The organism is Sphingopyxis jiangsuensis (assembly GCF_016734905.1).
GTDB lineage: Bacteria > Pseudomonadota > Alphaproteobacteria > Sphingomonadales > Sphingomonadaceae > Sphingopyxis > Sphingopyxis jiangsuensis.
The window spans coordinates 854,103-869,768 of sequence record NZ_JAERPO010000002.1 but is presented as its reverse complement, the minus strand read 5'-3'; the positions used below and the strand labels follow the sequence as shown (position 1 = coordinate 869,768).

Genomic DNA, 15,666 nt, shown 5'->3' with positions numbered 1-15,666 from the left:
GGACAAAGGCGTCCGGTTCGGTCGAGAGCAATGGCTAGAGAAACAAGGTAAATGTTCGGTAACTATGGCCGCGGCAGCGCAGCTTCAACCGAGCCAGTGCAGCAATCCCGCGCCCGCAATGGCGCCCGCCACCGCCGCCAGCGCATAGCTCCACCAGCCGCGCCGCTCGCCGCTTTCCCACATCAGCGGGATTTCGGGGAGCGGCGGGCTCGGCGGGGCGGCGCCCTTGCGCGGCAATTGCTCGTCGAGGCGGCGGATGATGTCGGGGATCAGCGCGAGCGTCCCCGCCTGCTCGCGGAGGCCGTCGGCGAGCGCGGCTTCGGGGCCAAGCTCGTCGCGGATCCAGTTCTTCACGAACGGGCCCGACACGTCCCACATGTTGATCTGGGGGTTGAGCATCGTCGCGACGCCCTCGACCATCACCATCGTCTTTTGCAGCAGCAGCAGGTGCGGCTGCGTTTGCATGTCGAAATCGCGCGTGATCGCGAACAGCCCGTCGAGCATCTGGCCGACGCTGAGCTCGCTCACCGGCTTGCCGCGCATCGGCTCGCCGACCGCGCGCAGCGCCGTCGCGAACTCCTCGACGCTGTGATAATCGGGCACATATTGCGCCTCGAAATGGATTTCGGCGACGCGGCGGTAATTGCCCGTGGTCAGGCCATAGAGGATCTCGGCGAGCCAGAAGCGCGCCTTGCGGTTGATCCGCCCCATGATGCCGAAATCGACGGCGGCGATCGTCCCGTCGGCCTTCACGAACAGATTGCCCTGGTGCATGTCGGCGTGGAAAAAGCCCTCGGCGATCGCCTGGCGCAAAAAGGCGTGGACGAGGTTCGAGGCAAGCGCCTCCATGTCGTGCCCCGCCGCGACCAGCTTGTCGCGGTGCGAAATCTTGACCCCGTCGATCCAGCTTTGCGTCATCACGCGGCTTGCGGTGCGGTCCCAGTCGATCGCGGGGACTTCATAGGTCGGCTCGGCCGCCATCGCGTCGGCAAGCTCCGACGCCGACGCCGCCTCGCGCCGAAGATCAAGCTCGCGCAGCGTCCAGCGCCGGAAGTTGGCGATCACCTGCCGCGGGCGCAGCCGCGCCGCTTCGCCGCCAAACGCCTCGAGATGCGCGGCCGCCCATTCATAGGTTTCGATGTCGCGCGCGAACTGCTTGTCGATGCCGGGACGGCGCACCTTGACCGCGACCTTGCGCCCGTCGGTCGTCACCGCGCGGTGAACCTGCGCGATCGACGCCGACCCGACCGGCTCGGGGTCGAATTCGGCATAGAGGTGTTCGAGCGGCGCCTCGAACGTCTGCTCGATCTCGGCGCGGATACGCTCGAAGGCGACGGGGGGCAGCGCGTCCTGCAAGGTGAGCAGGTTGCGCACCGCCTCTTCGCCGACAAGGTCGGGCCGCGTCGCGAGCGTCTGGCCAAGCTTCACCGCGGCGGGGCCGATCGCCTGAAAGGCGGCGGCATAGTCCGGATATTTGGGCTGGATCGTGCCGAACCGCGCGAGGCGGCACAGCCGCTTGACCCCCATCGGCGTCGCCGGCGCGCTCTCGATCCCGCGCAGCGCGCCGTGGCGCGCGAGGATGCGGCCCCATTTCAGCAGCCGGAAAATATGGGTGACGGGGCGGGTCATATCTGAAAGCCCCTCCCCTTCAGGTGTGTCAGGTCGTTCACGCCTTCCACCCGCTGTGGATCGCGACCAGCCCGCCCATGATCGGTTCGGCCTTCACCGCGGTAAAGCCCGCGTCGCGGATCATCTGCGCGAACTGGGGCATCGGCGGAAAGCGGCGGATCGATTCGATCAGATAGCGATAGCTGTCCTCGTCCTGTGCAATGAGCTTGCCGAGCCTGGGGACGACATGATGCGAATAGGCGTCATAAACCTGCGCAAATCCGGGCCATTCGTTGGTCGAAAACTCGAGGCAGAAAAAGCGGCCGCCAAAGCGGAGCACGCGGTGCGCCTCGGCCAGCGCGGCGGGGATGTCGGTGACGTTTCGGATGCCGAAGGCGATCGTATAGGCGTCGAAAAAGCGGTCGGGAAAGCTCAGCCGCTCGGCATTCTGCTCGCTCCAGACGAGGCTGTCGATGCCGCGCTGCGCCGCGCGGTCCATGCCGACGGCGAGCATGTCGGGGTTGATGTCGGCGACGGTGATGCTTGCGCCCGAAGGCTCCATGCGAAAGGCGATGTCGCCGGTGCCGCCCGCCATGTCGAGGATCGCCTCGCCCTCACGCGGCTTGACGCGCCGGACGAAGCGGTCCTTCCACAGCCGGTGCATCCCGCCCGACATCGCGTCGTTCATGATGTCATACTTGCGCGCGACGCGGCTGAACACCTCGCCGACCATCGCGGTCTTGCGGCCTGCGGGGACCTGGTCATAGCCGAAACTGACGGTATCGGGGGTGGGCATCGAGGGGCGCCTTCGGGACGATGTGCGGAAGTGGATATGCGCCTTTAGCCAAGGCTTGTGGCGCAGGCAAATGCCAGTTACCGCCGCGCAAATGCCCGAGCTTCCCGAAGTCGAAACCACCGTGCGCGGTCTCGCTCCCTTTCTGGAGGGGCAGCGGCTGGTGACGGTGACGACCTTTCGCCCCGACCTGCGGCGGCCCTTTCCCGTCGATCTGGCGCAGCGGCTGACCGGCGCGGCGGTCACGCAGCTGTCGCGGCGCGCCAAATATGGCATCGTGTCGACCGATCGCGACGACCATCTGATCTTCCATCTCGGCATGTCGGGGCGCTGGCGCACCGAGGGCGGCGAGGCGGGCAAGCACGACCATCTGCTGCTCGAAACCGCGGCCGGACACCGGCTTTTCCTCCACGATCCCCGGCGCTTCGGGTCGGTCGACCTCGTCAGCGGCGACCCGCTGACGGCCTTTCCGGCTTTCGTGACGCTCGGCCCCGAGCCGCTGTCGGACGCATTCGACGCCGGCTGTCTCGCGCGCGCGCTTGCGGGGCGAAAGGCGCCGGTGAAGGCGTTGCTGCTCGACCAGACGGTCGTCGCGGGGCTCGGCAATATCTATGTGTGCGAGGCGCTCAACATGGCGCGCATCTCGCCGCTGCGCGCCGCCGCCGACGTCCCGAAGGCAAAGATTGCCGCGCTCGTTCCCGCGATCAAGGAGGTGCTGGTGGCGGCGATTGCCGCGGGCGGGTCGACGCTGCGCGACTTCCTCGGTCCCGAGGGCGACCTCGGCTATTTCGCGAAGGATTGGCGCGTCTATGGCCGCGAAGGCGCGGCGTGCCAATGCGGCGGGACGATCCGGCGGACCGTGCAGTCGGGGCGCTCGACCTTTCATTGCCCCAAATGCCAGCGCTGAGGGTGGCGGGGAAACCAAAGCTGGAAATCGGAAGGCGGCGTTTTCTCCCCTCCCGCAGGCGGGAGGGGCAGCGAGACTTGCGAACCTCGTTCGTTAGTCGCAGCGGGGTGGGCAATAGCACCGCTGCTGGCCCACCCCCGTCCCCTCCCGCCTGCGGGAGGGGAACCCTATGCTGTTCTTCGAGGCCCGCCCCGCAAAGCCTGCATTTCCCGCATGGATCGGCCGAAAACCATTGACCTTCACCTGCATGCTGGCTATGGGCCCACCCTTCGAGCAGGGTCCGGTCTTCCGGAACCGGCCGTATCCGGACATTGATTCGCCGCCCGCGCGCGATTCGGCTGCTCCGCTTTCGGCTGTGCTCCGACCGTTGAACCGATTGGATATTTGAGGAACTTATGGCCAATACGCCGCAGGCAAAGAAGCGCATCCGCCGCAACACGGCGCGCACCGTCGTGAACAAGAATCGCGTCTCGCGCATCCGCACGCTGGTCAAGAAGGTCGAAGCCGCGGTCGCCGCGGGCGACAAGGACGCTGCCGCTGCAGCGCTCAAGGCCGCACAGCCCGAAATGGCGCGCGGCGTCGCGAAGGGCGTGCTTCACAAGAACACCGTCGCGCGCAAATACTCGCGCCTGACGAAAAGCGTGAACGCGATCGCCTAAATCGCTCCGTCCCGAAAGGGCACAAAAGAACCCGCCGCGCTTCGAGCCGGCGGGTTCTTTTTTGTGACTCTGCGATGGCAATTACATTGCAACGCGGTAAGTCGCGGATTTCTCGCGATTCGTTTTCTGGCAACATTAATGTCACAATAAAAATGTTTAAAAACAACAACTAAAGTGCAGTGGCGCGGGTTTCTGCGGGCCGCGACGAGTCAAGATTTTTATTTCAATATTTTTACATCAACCGGTCTTGATCGACTCGGCCCGGTCTGACTAGACAAGGGTGTCGTCGGCCTTCGCTGGCGGCCGCCACATCGACATGTTTCACGCTTTTTCGGGCGCTTTGCCCGGGACAGGACGCTTGCGCCCTGCCGAAGCGGGGATTCGGCGTGCAGCGGCCGCGCGAGGCGTCCGGGACGGGGGACGAGAGGGGGCGGCATCGCGTGAAGAGGGACGGGGATCGGCATGACTTTGACGCGCGGGATGTGGATGTGAGCAGCGATGCCGTGACACTCTGGCCCCGCGTTGCCGAAGGACTGCGCCGTGACCTTGGCGCGCGCACCTTCGACCATTGGCTGAAGCCCGTCCGCTTTGCCGACTTCTGCACCCTGTCGGGCGTGGTGACGCTCGAGACCGCCAGCCGCTTTTCGGCCAACTGGATCAACGAGCGATTCGGCGAGCGCCTCGCGCTGGCGTGGCGGCACCATCTTCCCGCCGTGCGCAGCGTTACGGTGCGCGGCGGCGCGGCGGCCGCCGAACGCGCCGCGGCGCTGACGACGCCGGAGCTTCCGGTCATCGCCGACGCGCCGACCGCACCCGTCGTGCTCGCGGGCTTCGATCGCCGGCTGACCTTCGAACGCTTCGTCGTCGCGCGCAGCAATATCCTTGCCGCCAATGCCGCGCGGCGGATGGCGATGGCCGAGGCGCCGCAGTTCAACCCGCTTTACCTCTGTTCGGGCACCGGGCAGGGCAAGACGCACCTGTTGCAGGCGATCGCGCAGGATTATGCCGCGACCTATCCGGGCGCGGCGATCATCCTGATGTCGGCCGAAAAATTCATGCTCGAATTCGTCAGCGCGATGCGCGGCGGCGACATGATGGCGTTCAAGGCGCGGCTGCGCGCCGCCGACCTGCTGCTGCTCGACGATCTGCAGTTCGTGATCGGCAAGAATTCGACGCAGGAGGAATTGCTCCACACGATCGACGACCTGATGTGCTCGGGCAAGCGCCTCGTCGTCACCGCCGACCGCCCGCCCGCGATGCTCGACGGGGTCGAGGCACGGCTGTTGTCGCGGTTGTCGGGCGGGCTCGTCGCCGATATCGAGGCGCCCGAAGACGGCCTGCGCGAACGCATCATCCGCCAGCGGCTCGCCGCGATGCCGATGATCGAGGTGCCCGACGCGGTCGTCGCGTGGCTGGTCAAGCATTTCACGCGCAATATCCGCGAACTCGAAGGCGCGCTCAACAAGCTGCTCGCCTATGCCGCGCTCACCGGAACGCCGATCGACCTGACGCTTGCCGAAGACCGGCTCGCCGAAAATGTCCGCAGCGCGCGCCCGCGCATCACGATCGACGAGATCCAGCGCGCGGTGTGCGCGCACTACCGGCTCGACAAGTCCGAAATGTCGTCGAAGCGCCGCGTCCGCGCGATCGCCCGCCCGCGGCAGGTCGCCATGTATCTGGCGAAGGAGCTGACGCCGCGCTCCTATCCCGAGATCGGACGCCGTTTTGGCGGGCGCGACCATTCGACGGTGATCCATGCCGTGCGGACGGTCGAGGCGCTGCGCGTCGCCGACAGCGAACTCGATGCCGAGATCGCCGCCATCCGGCGCAGCCTCAACAGTTGATGGGTCGCACCACAGCGAAAAGGCCCGGTGTCCTTGCGGAGACCGGGCCTTTTTGTTGGTGACGAAACCTCGTGCCTAGGGTCAGGACCCATTAATTGCGCGTTCGAGGCGTCGAAATGGCGAAGATATCGGGTCCGGGCGGGTGCAGCGGGTAGCATCGCTACCCGCAAGGCCGCGCGGGCGCGAGATCGAAGCCATTTCGGCGTCCCTCCGGGATTTGACCGATTTTGTCCATTGCTTCGTCGGCAAGCCTAGAAATATCGACATATTCCGGCGTCTTGCCTCCTCGCACTGAACAAAATCGCTTCAAACCTCGAACGCGTAATTAATGGGTCCTGACCCTAGCCCTTTTCGGGCGGTGCGACGGTGATCCGCACGCGCTCGCCCGAATTGCCGGGGAAGCCCGTGAACATCGCTTCGACGAGGTTCGGCACCAGCGTCTGGAGGTTGTTGTCGCGCGACTGCGCCTCGGCCTGTCCTTCGAACAGCCGCGCACCGTCGGCGGTGCGGTCGATCTGCAGCTTCAGTCCGCTCGTATAGACGGTGTAGCTGCTGACGTCGTTATAGCCCCAGCCCGGACCGAACCCGCCCCACAGAAAGGGGTCGCGATAGCCATAGACATAGCGGCGTCCGCCCGGACCGCGCACGACGACGGGGCGATAATAGCCCGGCCCCCAGCCGCGATACCAGGGATCGCCGAAGCCGGGGCTCGACACGACCTTCTCGCGGCCCTTGTCGACGCCATAGTCCATGCGGACGAGCAGGTCGGGGCTTTCGCCGGGCGCGACGGGGCGATAGCCGAATTGCGTCAGTTCGCTGGCGACAATATTGGCATACCGCCCAAACTCAATCCCGCCTTCGAGCGCGGGGTTGCTCGCCTCGACCGCGAAGGTCTGGCCCTGCGGTGCGGGAAGCTGCGACTGGAAGCGCGCGACATCGGCCTTGAAGGGCGTCGCGCAGCCCGCGAGCGCGAGGGCTGCCGCCGCTATGGCGGAGAGGCCCAGTCGCCGGGAAATCTTGTTGCTCATCGTCATGCTCCGTGATTCGGGTGCACCATATGGGCGCTTTCTATAGCATGACTATACCACAGCGACTTAACCTTGGTTGAACCCGCTTCGTCGCACTTTTGTTCGCGACAAGTTCGCAGTGGCGCCGCGGCGGCTCAGCGGCAGAGCCCGAGCGCGGCATAAGCCGCGTCGAGCGTCGGCCGCGCGAGCGCCGATGCACGCGCCGCCCCTGCCTCGAGCGCGGCGTCGATTGCCGCCGGATCGGCCTTGAGTTCGGTCAGCCGCGTCGCGATCGGGCGCAGCGTTTCGACGAGCAGCTCGCCAAGCGCGGGCTTGAACGCACCGAACCCCTGCCCCGCAAAGCGCGCGAGCACGGCGTCGACGCTCTCGTCGGCCATCGCGGCATAGATCGACACCAGATTCTTCGCCTCGGGCCGCCCGTCGAGCCCCGGAGCCTCCGACGGCAGCGGTTCGGGGTCGGTCTTCGCCTTGCGGATTTTCGCCATGATCGTGTCGGCATCGTCGACCAGGTTGATCCGGCTCATGTCGCTCGGGTCCGATTTCGACATTTTCGCGCTGCCGTCGCGCAGGCTCATGATCCGCGCCGCGGTCGGCGGGATCGTCGGTTCGGGAAGGGTGAAGGTCTCGGTCCCGGTGTCGAGGTTGAACTTGGTCGCGATGTCGCGCGCGAGTTCGAGATGCTGTTTCTGGTCGCCGCCGACCGGCACGTGCGTCGTCTGATAGATGAGCACGTCGGCGGCCTGCAGCACCGGATAGGCATAGAGCCCGACGCTCGCGCCCTCGCGGTTCTTGCCCGACTTTTCCTTGAACTGCGTCATGCGGTTGAGCCAGCCGATGCGCGCGGTGCAGAAAAGCAGCCACGCCAGCTCGGCGTGCGCGGGAACGCGCGCCTGGTTGAACAGGATCGCCTTTGCCGGGTCGATCCCCGCCGCCATCAGCGCCGCCGCCATTTCGCGCGTGTTCGCGGTCAGTTCGGCGGGGTCGTTGTGGACGGTGATCGCGTGCAGGTCGGCCAGGAAATAGAGCTTCTCGCCGGGCATCTCGTCCTGCATCCGCACCCAGTTGCGGATCGCGCCCAGATAATTGCCGAGGTGCAAATTTCCGGTGGGCTGGATGCCCGATAGCGTCCGCATATGATCTTTCCCGTCAGAGTTGTCAGAGTTGGCGCCGGCGCAGCTGGCCGACGGTTTCGCGATTGACCACGCCAAGAAGGAAGGCGCAACCGAAGAATATCGTCGCGCCCGCCGCCACCAGCGCCGATAGCGCGGCGATTCGTTCGAACACGCCGCCGACGAAGGCATCGCCCGCGAGCGGGATCAGATAGTGGAGGGCAATCGCCATGGCGGCGGCGGCGACGACGATCCGCACGATCCGTCCCGCGACGCGCGGCGACAGGCGATAGCGTCCGCTGCGGTGCAGGATCGTATAGAGCATCGCGACATTGCTCCACGCCGCGATTGATCCCGCGAGCGCGAGCCCGACGATCCCGAAGCGCGGGATGAGCAGCAGGTTGAGCGCGATGTTGAGCAACAGCGACGCCCCCGCGGTCCACACCGGCGTGCGCGTGTCCTTGCGCGCGAAGAAATTGGGGACGAGCACCTTGACCAGCACATAGGCGGGCAGGCCGACGACGAGCCCGCCGACGACCGCGCCGGTCGCCAGCCCGTCGGCGACGCTGTAATTGCCGCCGACGTAAAAGGCGCTGGTGATCGCCGGTCCCGCGACGAACAGCGCGACGGCGGCCGGTACGGTGAGCAGCATCGCAAGCTCGACCGCATTGCTCTGCAGGCGCGCCGCACCGTCATCGTCGCTCGCCGCGATGAAGCGCGAGAGTGCGGGGAGGATCGCGGTGCCGAGCGCGATGCCGATAATGCCAAGCGGAAGCTGGTTGAGCCGGTCGGCCATCGCGAGATAGGTGATGCTCTTGTCGGGCAGCGTCGCGATGAAGAACAGGTCGATGAAGCGGCTGATCTGATAGATTCCCGCGCCGAACACGGCGGGAAGGATCAGCACCCCCATCTCGCGCACCCCCGCGGTCATCCGCGGACGGCGCAGCGCCGGGGCAAAGCCCGCGCGGCGCACCCAGAAGAACAGCCAGCCAAGCTGGAACAGCCCTGACAGCGTGACCGCGATGGCGAGGTACAGTCCCGTCGCGGTGCGCGCCGCCTCGCTGCCGTCGCCCTGCACCATGCCGAGCAGCAGCGCGGCGATCAGGCAGATGTTGAGCATGATCGGCGCCGCGGCGGCGGCGGCGAAGCGCGACAGGCTGTTGAGGATCGCGGCGAACAAGGTCGCGACGCTCATGAAGGCAAGATAGGGAAAGGCGATGCGCGCCATCAGCACGGCATGGCCGAACATCGGCGGGTCGCCCTCCAGCCGGTCGCTCGCGAACAGCCCCATCACCCACGGCATGACGACAAGCAGCAGCGCCGAAAAGACGATCAGGATCGGGATCAGCACCGCGAGCACCGATTCGGCGAAGCGCCGCGCCTCGCTCGCGTCGCCCTCCTTCGTCATGCGCTGGTTGAACAGCGGGACGAAGGCGGCGGCAAAGGCGCCTTCGGCGAACAGGCGCCGGAAGATATTGGGAAGCTGGAAAGCGAGCTGCCAGGCATCGGCGACGCCGCCGGCGCCAAGGATGCGCGACAGCAGCATGTCGCGCACGAACCCGAACAGGCGGCTCACCATCGTGAGCCCGCCGATCGTACCGACGCTTTTGATCAGGCTGCTCATGTCGCGAGCCTGCCCTTCGTGACGGGCCTAGGCTTCGCCAACCGGGGCCGGCATTTCGCCTTCCGCCGCATTGCGTTCCTGCAACTGCTGCATGAACAGGCCGTGGAAATCGATCGGTTCGAGCAGCAGCGGCGGGAAACCGCCGTCGCGCACGGCGTCGGCGACGACGCGGCGCGCGAAGGGGAAGAGGATGCGCGGCGCTTCGGCGAGGAAGAAGGGCTGAAGCTGGTCGTCGGGGACGTTGCGGACGCCGAAAAGGCCAGCATATTGCAGCTCGATGACAAAGGCGGTGCCTTCGTCGAACTTCGACGTGACGTCGATTTTCAGCGTGACCTCGAACAGATTTTCGCCGACGCCGTCGGCGCCGATGTTGAACTGGACGTCGATCTGCGGTGCCGACTGCCACTGATAGACGGCCGGGGCGTTCGGGTTCTCGAACGACAGATCCTTCACATATTGCGAGATCAGGCCGATGGCCGGGCCATTGTCTTCGCCATTGGGCTGCGGGGCGGGATTGATGTCGGCGCTGGTCTCGTCGGCCATGATGTGATGCTTTCGTTCGCTTGAATGACGGGAAAAGTCCCTGCCGCTCGCCCGTGCGGGAGACGCGGTGGACGGTTGCCGCGGCGCTTAGCAGCGGCGGGCGCCAAGCACAATGGGGCGGGGCGTGCCGGGGCCGCGGCGGCGAATCGTTGACCGGCCGGACGCCCCGCGCCAAGGAGATTTGAAACATGGCGGTGCATCGCCTATGTATTATGCTATTCTCCACCGCCCTAATTGGACAAAAATCTGTGACAGCCTTTACGATCGTCCTGCTTGCCATGATTGCCGCCTTCCTCGGCATGCGGCTCTATTCTGTGCTCGGCAAGCGCACGGGGCACGAGCAGGAGCCGGTGCTGCCGCGTCGCGACGAGCGCGCCGCACCCGCGCCGCGCCGCGTCGACGATGGCGACACGCTCGCAGCATCGGCAACGCCCGCGCCCGACGCGTCGGGGCTCGTTTACGAGCCCGCGGCCGAAATCGGGCTGCGCGAACTGCTCGCGACCGACCGCGATTTCGATGCCGGGCGCTTCATGGAGGGCGCCGAGGCGGCCTATCGCATGATCCTCGAGGCTTTTTGGGCGGGCGACCGCGAAACGCTGCGCGACCTGTGCGACGACGACAGCTACGAAGCCTTCGCCGCCGCGATCGATGCCCGCGAAAAAAGCGGCGAAACGCTCGAAAACCGGCTCGTCGGCATCAATTCGGCAAAGATTACCGCGGTCGACGTCGGCCGCAAGGAAGCGCGCATCACCGTGCGTTACCAGGCCGATATCAGCGCGGTGACGCGCGACGCCGACGGCAAGCTTATCGGCGGATCGATGAGCGACGCCGCGCCGACCGACGATCTTTGGACCTTCCGCCGCCAGATCGGGAGCAGCGATCCCAACTGGCTGCTCGACGAAGCCGAATCCGCCTGACGCCGATGCGCGGCACGGCGACAGGCGCAGCGCATCGCGCGCGCCGCACGCGACTCGCTTTCCTGCTGGCCCTCCCGCTGCTCGCGGGCTGTGCGTCGGTGATCCCCGAAACCGCGCCGCGCCCCGGCGGGCCGGGGGCGATGCCCGCGCCGACACCGGCGCCCACGGCCGCGCCGCGTCCCTATCAACCGCGCCCGTCCGAAAGCGGCAGCGTTGCGGCAACTCCCATCCCCGCGACGCCGAAACCGCCGCTCGCAGCGGCGCCCGCGCCCGCCGACGCGGCGACGGCGGCGCAAAGCGGCGTGATCGCCGGTCCCGAATATAACGAGCTTGGCGTCTCGGCCGAACAGGCGACCGCCGCGCTCAAGGCCTTCCGTTTGAGCTGCCCCTCGGTGCAGCGCCGCCCCGATGCCAGTGGGCTGACGCAGGCGGGCGAGTGGACCGAAAGCTGCGCCGCGGCGACCGGCTGGCCCGACCGCGACGCGTCGAACTTCTTCAGCCGCTATTTCGGCACGGTGCAGGTCGGTGCGGGCACCGCCTTCGTCACCGGCTATTACGAGCCCGAAATCGCCGGATCGCGCACGCGCGCGCCGGGTTACGACGTTCCCATCTATCGCCGTCCGCCCGATCTGGTCGAAATCGACCTCGGCGAATTTGCCGACGACCTCAAGGGGCGCCGTATCCGTGGCCGCGTCGACGGACAGAAATTCGCGCGCTATCACGACCGTGCGGCGATCGAGGCCGGCGCGCTCGCGGGGCGCGGACTCGAAATCGCCTGGGCCGCCGACGCCGCCGAATTCTTCTTCCTGCAGATCCAGGGATCGGGACGGCTGCGGCTTCCCGACGGGCAGATCATGCGTATCGGCTACGACACGCAGAACGGCCGCGATTATGTCGGTATCGGCAAGCTGCTGCTCGACCGCGGCGAGCTTCAGCGCGGGCAGGCGTCGATGCAGGGCATTCTCGACTATCTGCGCGCCGACCCCGTGCGCGGTGCGGCGGTGATGAACGAAAATCCCAGTTGGGTCTTTTTCCGCGAACTCACCGGACCCGGCCCGCTTGGCGCGCTCGGCGTTCCGGTGACGGGCCGCGCCAGCGTCGCCGCCGATCCCAAATATGTGCCGCTCGGCGCCCCCGTCTTTCTCTCGCTCGACCGCGCCGAACCGAACGGATTGTGGATTGCGCAGGACACCGGCGGCGCGATCAAGGGCGCGAACCGCTTCGACAGCTTCTGGGGCGCGGGCGACCAGGCGCGCGCGATCGCGGGGGGCATGGCGGCGCGCGGTTCGGCGCTGATCCTGCTGCCGCGCGCGAGCGTCGCGCGCCTCACCGCGGCGCGCTGAGGCGCGCGCCGTGCCGCGGCGCCTCGCCCCCGACGAAGCGGCGCTCTGGAAAAAGGTCGCCGCGACGGTCGAGCCGCTCGCGAAGCCGCAGCCTTCACCGCTCGAACCCGCCGCGCCGCCGACGGTGCGTCCGCCCACATCCTTGCCAAAGGGCCACGCCCGGCCCGCCGCGCGCCCTCCCGCGCCGCTGCCGCCGCCGCGCCGCGCGCATCAGGCGGCGACGCTCGACAGCCATTGGGACCGGCGGTTGCGCAAGGGACTCGTCCGTCCCGACATGAGCATCGACCTCCACGGCCACAGCCTCGCCTCGGCGCAGGCGCTGCTCGACGAGACGATCGGGATCGCGCTGCTGCGCGGCGCGCGCGTGCTCCTCGTCGTTGCGGGACGGCTGCGCCCCGGCGCCGACCGGCTGCCGCAGATGCACGGGCTGCCGCGCCCGCGCGGGGCGATCCGCGCCGCGCTGCCCGACTGGCTCGCCGTTTCGCCGCACGCCGACAGCATCGTCGCGCTGCGCCCCGCGCATATCAGCCACGGCGGCGCGGGTGCGGTCTATCTGATCCTCCGCCGCGCGCGCGATTGACGGATTAGCTCACGCAAAGGCGCAAAGGCGCGAAGAGATAGCAAAAGAGTCTCACACAAAGACACAAAGAGGGCGGGTTTCGCTCGCGCCATTACTTCAACTTTGCGCGAAGCGCTCTTTACCGATCGCTTGCGGAGACGGGCAACCGCGCGCCAGAGAGCGCTATCTTCGCGCCTTTGCGCCTTCGCGTGAGATTCAGTCAGTCCACCAGCGCCCGCATCAGCACCCCGCGATAGATGGCGGTGAGCGTGTGCAGGTCCTCGACCGCAACCGCCTCGTCCAGCTTGTGCATCGTCGCATTGGTCAGCCCGAATTCGACCACCGGGCACAGCGCGTGGAGGAAGCGTGCGTCGGAGGTGCCGCCGCTCGTCGACATTTCGGCGACGACGTCGGTTTCGGCGTGGATCGCCTCGGCGACGAGGCTCGACAGCTCGCCCGGCGGGGTGAGGAAGGCTTCGCCCGAAATCTTGCCCATCACCTTCGCGCGCGGTTCGACATCGTGCGCAAGCCGTTCGACCATCGCGACCAGCTCGGCGCCGCTGTGGCGGTCGTTGAAGCGGATCGACAGCCGCGCGCGCGCCGATGCGGGGATGACGTTGGTTGCGCCGTTGCCGACCTCGATATCGGTGAATTCGATGTTCGACGGCTGGAACCAGTCGGTCCCGGCGTCGAGGCTGACCGCGTCGATCGCGGCCAATATCTTGACGAGCTTGGGGATCGGATTGTCGGCAAGGTGCGGATAGGCGACATGCCCCTGCGTCCCCGGCACGTCGATCCAGATGTTGACCGAACCGCGGCGGCCGATCTTCACCATGTCGCCCAGCCGGTTGACCGATGTCGGCTCGCCGACGACGATCATGTCGGGGCGAATGCCGCGCGCGTCCATATGCTCCATCAGCGCGCGCGTGCCGAAAATCGCTGCGCCCTCCTCGTCGCCGGTGATGATCAGGCTGACCGTGCCGCATTCGGTGGGCGTCGCGGCGACGGCGGCGACAAAGGCGGCGATCGCGCCCTTCATGTCGACCGCGCCGCGCCCATAGAGCAGGTCGCCGCGCACTTCGGGGACAAAGGCGTCGCCGGTCCAGCCGACGCCCGGCGGCACGACGTCGAGGTGCCCGGCAAAGCCGAAATGGCGCGGCCCCTTGCCCTTGCGCACCGCGAGCAGATTTTCGACCGGCCCGTCGGGCTCGATCCCGTCGATGAAACGCTCGACGGTGAAACCGAGCGGGACGAGCGCTTCTTCGAGCACATCGAACACCGCGCCCGTCGCCGGGGTGATGGACGGCGCGGCGATCAGCGCCCTGGCGAGGTTCACGGGGTCGATAGCGTGGGTCATCGCGCCTCCATACCCGTTCGCATCGCGCGAAGTCGAGATGCGTTGGCGCGGGGCATCTCGACTTCGCGCGATGCGGCCGGCAAAGAGGGAAGGGAGGAACGCCCATGCCCAAGCTCGACCTCGATTCGATTCCGCAGACCAACGCCACCGGCTATCCGCCGCCGTTCGACGAACCCGTGCAGGGGCGCTGGTACCGCCGCCTCGCGCCCGTTGCGGGCCTTTCCGACTTCGCCGCGAGCCATGTCGTGCTCAAACCCGGCGCCTGGTCGTCGCAGCGCCACTGGCACGATGGCGAGGACGAAATGGTGGTGATGATATCGGGCGAGGCGGTGCTCGTCGAGGACGACGGGCGCACGGTGATGCGCGCGGGCGACATTGCGGTTTGGCCCAAGGGCAGCACCAACGGCCATCATCTGGTCAACGAATCGGACGCCGACTGCGTCTTCGTCGCGCTCGGTGGCGGCGCAAAATATAACAGCGGCGGCGGCTATTCGGACATCGACATGCTGTTCAACGCCGATGGCGGCTACACGAAAAAGGACGGCACGCCCTATCCGGCGAAGCGGACGGCGTGAGTCGGGCGCGGCGCGGCCCGCAGCGGGTCCCCGGGTCAAGCCCGGGGTGACGAAGTAAGAAAAGAGCGCCCCCTACGCCCCGCCCGGTCCTTCGAACTGCTCGATCACCCAGTCCTCGGCCTGCGCGCCGCCGATCCAGTCCTGCATGCACGGGTGGCTGATCACCGCCTGGCAATAGGGCAGGGCAAAGCGCGGCAGCGGGATCGAGTAGGTGACGAACCGCGTCACCACCGGCGCGAACATCATGTCGACCGCCGACCAGTCGCCGAACAGATAGTCGCCCTCGCCGCCGAAGCGCGCGCGCGCCTCGGCCCAGATGTTCAGGATGCGCGCGACGTCGGCCGAAACCTCGGGCGACAGGTCGGCGGCCGGATAGATGCGGCGGATGTTCATGCTGTGCTCGCGGCGCAGCGCGGCAAAGCCCGAATGCATTTCGGCGGCCATCGACCGCGCCATCGCGCGCGCCGCCATATCCTCGGGCCAATAGCCGCGCGTCCCGCCGGTCTTTTCGTTGAGATAGTCGACGATCGCCAGGCTGTCCCACACGACGATATCGTCGCCGTCCCACAGGATCGGAACCTTGCCGCCCGACGGCGCGAATTCGTCGCCCTCGCGCCGGTTCGACCAGTCCTCGTCATAGAGCGGGACGGTGACTTCCTCGAACGGCAGCCCGCTATGCTTGACCGCCAGCCAGCCGCGCAGGCTCCAGCTCGAATAGGCCTTGTTGCCGATGAAGAGTTTCATTGTGTCTCCAGTTGCCCTCCCGCTTGCGGGAGGGGCTAGGGGAGGGCCTGTCATCG

The 15,666-nt window shown here is 67.2% G+C and carries 15 protein-coding genes; 7 read left to right on the top strand and 8 right to left on the bottom strand.

Translation table 11 applies throughout. The features are described 5' to 3' along the window. Positions 1 to 84: 84 nt before the first annotated feature. Together ubiB and JI743_RS10850 are read right to left on the bottom strand one after the other, a co-directional pair. Entirely contained in the window at positions 85 to 1,629 is a 1,545-nt protein-coding gene (gene ubiB / locus JI743_RS10855) for a 2-polyprenylphenol 6-hydroxylase (protein ID WP_201928321.1), read from the bottom strand. Positions 1,630 to 1,666: 37 nt separating this feature from the next. Next, positions 1,667 to 2,404: a class I SAM-dependent methyltransferase gene (locus JI743_RS10850; protein ID WP_201928320.1), complete on the bottom strand. Its 738-nt coding sequence runs from the start codon at positions 2,402 to 2,404 to the stop codon at positions 1,667 to 1,669. A gap of 91 nt (positions 2,405 to 2,495) precedes the next feature. Here JI743_RS10850 and mutM point away from each other — a divergent pair, with 91 nt between their 5' ends. From mutM to dnaA, 3 genes are all read left to right on the top strand, one after another. Then, complete coding sequence (mutM, locus tag JI743_RS10845) at positions 2,496 to 3,308, top strand: bifunctional DNA-formamidopyrimidine glycosylase/DNA-(apurinic or apyrimidinic site) lyase (RefSeq protein WP_201928751.1); 813 nt, start codon at positions 2,496 to 2,498, stop codon at positions 3,306 to 3,308. Positions 3,309 to 3,703: 395 nt separating this feature from the next. Then, positions 3,704 to 3,967: a 30S ribosomal protein S20 gene (gene rpsT, locus JI743_RS10840; protein WP_201928319.1), complete on the top strand. Its 264-nt coding sequence runs from the start codon at positions 3,704 to 3,706 to the stop codon at positions 3,965 to 3,967. A gap of 488 nt (positions 3,968 to 4,455) precedes the next feature. Then, complete coding sequence (dnaA, locus tag JI743_RS10835; RefSeq protein WP_201928318.1) at positions 4,456 to 5,811, top strand: chromosomal replication initiator protein DnaA; 1,356 nt, start codon at positions 4,456 to 4,458, stop codon at positions 5,809 to 5,811. A 341-nt stretch (positions 5,812 to 6,152) separates the two neighbouring features. On the opposite strand, the gene JI743_RS10830 is transcribed toward dnaA, so the two are convergent. The 4 genes from JI743_RS10830 to secB all read right to left on the bottom strand — a co-directional run bounded on the left by JI743_RS10830 (position 6,153) and on the right by secB (position 10,115). Continuing rightward, complete coding sequence (locus tag JI743_RS10830; protein WP_390881111.1) at positions 6,153 to 6,839, bottom strand: DUF4136 domain-containing protein; 687 nt, start codon at positions 6,837 to 6,839, stop codon at positions 6,153 to 6,155. A 134-nt stretch (positions 6,840 to 6,973) separates the two neighbouring features. After that, entirely contained in the window at positions 6,974 to 7,972 is a 999-nt protein-coding gene (trpS, locus tag JI743_RS10825; RefSeq protein WP_201928316.1) for a tryptophan--tRNA ligase, read from the bottom strand. Between the two features lie 22 nt (positions 7,973 to 7,994). After that, the gene (gene murJ, locus JI743_RS10820) at positions 7,995 to 9,572 is read right to left on the bottom strand and encodes a murein biosynthesis integral membrane protein MurJ (RefSeq protein ID WP_201928315.1); all 1,578 of its coding nucleotides are present in this window, start codon (positions 9,570 to 9,572) and stop codon (positions 7,995 to 7,997) included. Between the two features lie 27 nt (positions 9,573 to 9,599). After that, positions 9,600 to 10,115 carry a protein-export chaperone SecB gene (gene secB, locus JI743_RS10815; RefSeq protein ID WP_201928314.1) on the bottom strand — a complete coding sequence of 172 codons (516 nt, stop codon included), beginning with the start codon at positions 10,113 to 10,115 and terminating at the stop codon, positions 9,600 to 9,602. 248 nt (positions 10,116 to 10,363) lie between these two features. Here secB and JI743_RS10810 point away from each other — a divergent pair, with 248 nt between their 5' ends. Genes JI743_RS10810 through JI743_RS10800 form a run of 3 tightly spaced genes read left to right on the top strand, consistent with a single transcriptional unit; the run spans position 10,364 to position 12,955 of the window. Next, the gene (locus tag JI743_RS10810; RefSeq protein WP_227340147.1) at positions 10,364 to 11,032 is read left to right on the top strand and encodes a Tim44/TimA family putative adaptor protein; all 669 of its coding nucleotides are present in this window, start codon (positions 10,364 to 10,366) and stop codon (positions 11,030 to 11,032) included. A 5-nt stretch (positions 11,033 to 11,037) separates the two neighbouring features. Next, a complete protein-coding gene (mltA, locus tag JI743_RS10805) occupies positions 11,038 to 12,375 on the top strand; it encodes a murein transglycosylase A (protein WP_201928312.1) in 1,338 nt (445 codons plus the stop codon). 10 nt (positions 12,376 to 12,385) lie between these two features. After that, complete coding sequence (locus tag JI743_RS10800) at positions 12,386 to 12,955, top strand: Smr/MutS family protein (protein ID WP_201928311.1); 570 nt, start codon at positions 12,386 to 12,388, stop codon at positions 12,953 to 12,955. Positions 12,956 to 13,154: 199 nt separating this feature from the next. Here JI743_RS10800 and dapE read toward each other — a convergent pair whose 3' ends face one another. Next, positions 13,155 to 14,291, bottom strand: coding sequence for a succinyl-diaminopimelate desuccinylase (gene dapE, locus JI743_RS10795; protein ID WP_201928310.1), 1,137 nt, complete (start codon positions 14,289 to 14,291; stop codon positions 13,155 to 13,157). A gap of 104 nt (positions 14,292 to 14,395) precedes the next feature. On the opposite strand from dapE, the gene JI743_RS10790 reads away from it, so the two are divergent. Next, a complete protein-coding gene (locus tag JI743_RS10790) occupies positions 14,396 to 14,866 on the top strand; it encodes a cupin domain-containing protein (RefSeq protein WP_201928309.1) in 471 nt (156 codons plus the stop codon). A 72-nt stretch (positions 14,867 to 14,938) separates the two neighbouring features. Here JI743_RS10790 and JI743_RS10785 read toward each other — a convergent pair whose 3' ends face one another. Further along, the gene (locus tag JI743_RS10785; protein ID WP_201928308.1) at positions 14,939 to 15,610 is read right to left on the bottom strand and encodes a glutathione S-transferase family protein; all 672 of its coding nucleotides are present in this window, start codon (positions 15,608 to 15,610) and stop codon (positions 14,939 to 14,941) included. Positions 15,611 to 15,666: the final 56 nt, after the last annotated feature.

Coding starts and splice junctions, on each gene's coding strand:
- ubiB (WP_201928321.1), bottom strand. CDS start 1,629: ATGACCCGCCCCGTCACCCATATTTTCCGGCTGCTGAAATGGGGCCGC.
- JI743_RS10850 (WP_201928320.1), bottom strand. CDS start 2,404: ATGCCCACCCCCGATACCGTCAGTTTCGGCTATGACCAGGTCCCCGCA.
- mutM (WP_201928751.1), top strand. CDS start 2,496: ATGCCCGAGCTTCCCGAAGTCGAAACCACCGTGCGCGGTCTCGCTCCC.
- rpsT (WP_201928319.1), top strand. CDS start 3,704: ATGGCCAATACGCCGCAGGCAAAGAAGCGCATCCGCCGCAACACGGCG.
- JI743_RS10830 (WP_390881111.1), bottom strand. CDS start 6,839: ATGAGCAACAAGATTTCCCGGCGACTGGGCCTCTCCGCCATAGCGGCG.
- trpS (WP_201928316.1), bottom strand. CDS start 7,972: ATGCGGACGCTATCGGGCATCCAGCCCACCGGAAATTTGCACCTCGGC.
- murJ (WP_201928315.1), bottom strand. CDS start 9,572: ATGAGCAGCCTGATCAAAAGCGTCGGTACGATCGGCGGGCTCACGATG.
- secB (WP_201928314.1), bottom strand. CDS start 10,115: ATGGCCGACGAGACCAGCGCCGACATCAATCCCGCCCCGCAGCCCAAT.
- mltA (WP_201928312.1), top strand. CDS start 11,038: ATGCGCGGCACGGCGACAGGCGCAGCGCATCGCGCGCGCCGCACGCGA.
- dapE (WP_201928310.1), bottom strand. CDS start 14,291: ATGACCCACGCTATCGACCCCGTGAACCTCGCCAGGGCGCTGATCGCC.
- JI743_RS10790 (WP_201928309.1), top strand. CDS start 14,396: ATGCCCAAGCTCGACCTCGATTCGATTCCGCAGACCAACGCCACCGGC.
- JI743_RS10785 (WP_201928308.1), bottom strand. CDS start 15,610: ATGAAACTCTTCATCGGCAACAAGGCCTATTCGAGCTGGAGCCTGCGC.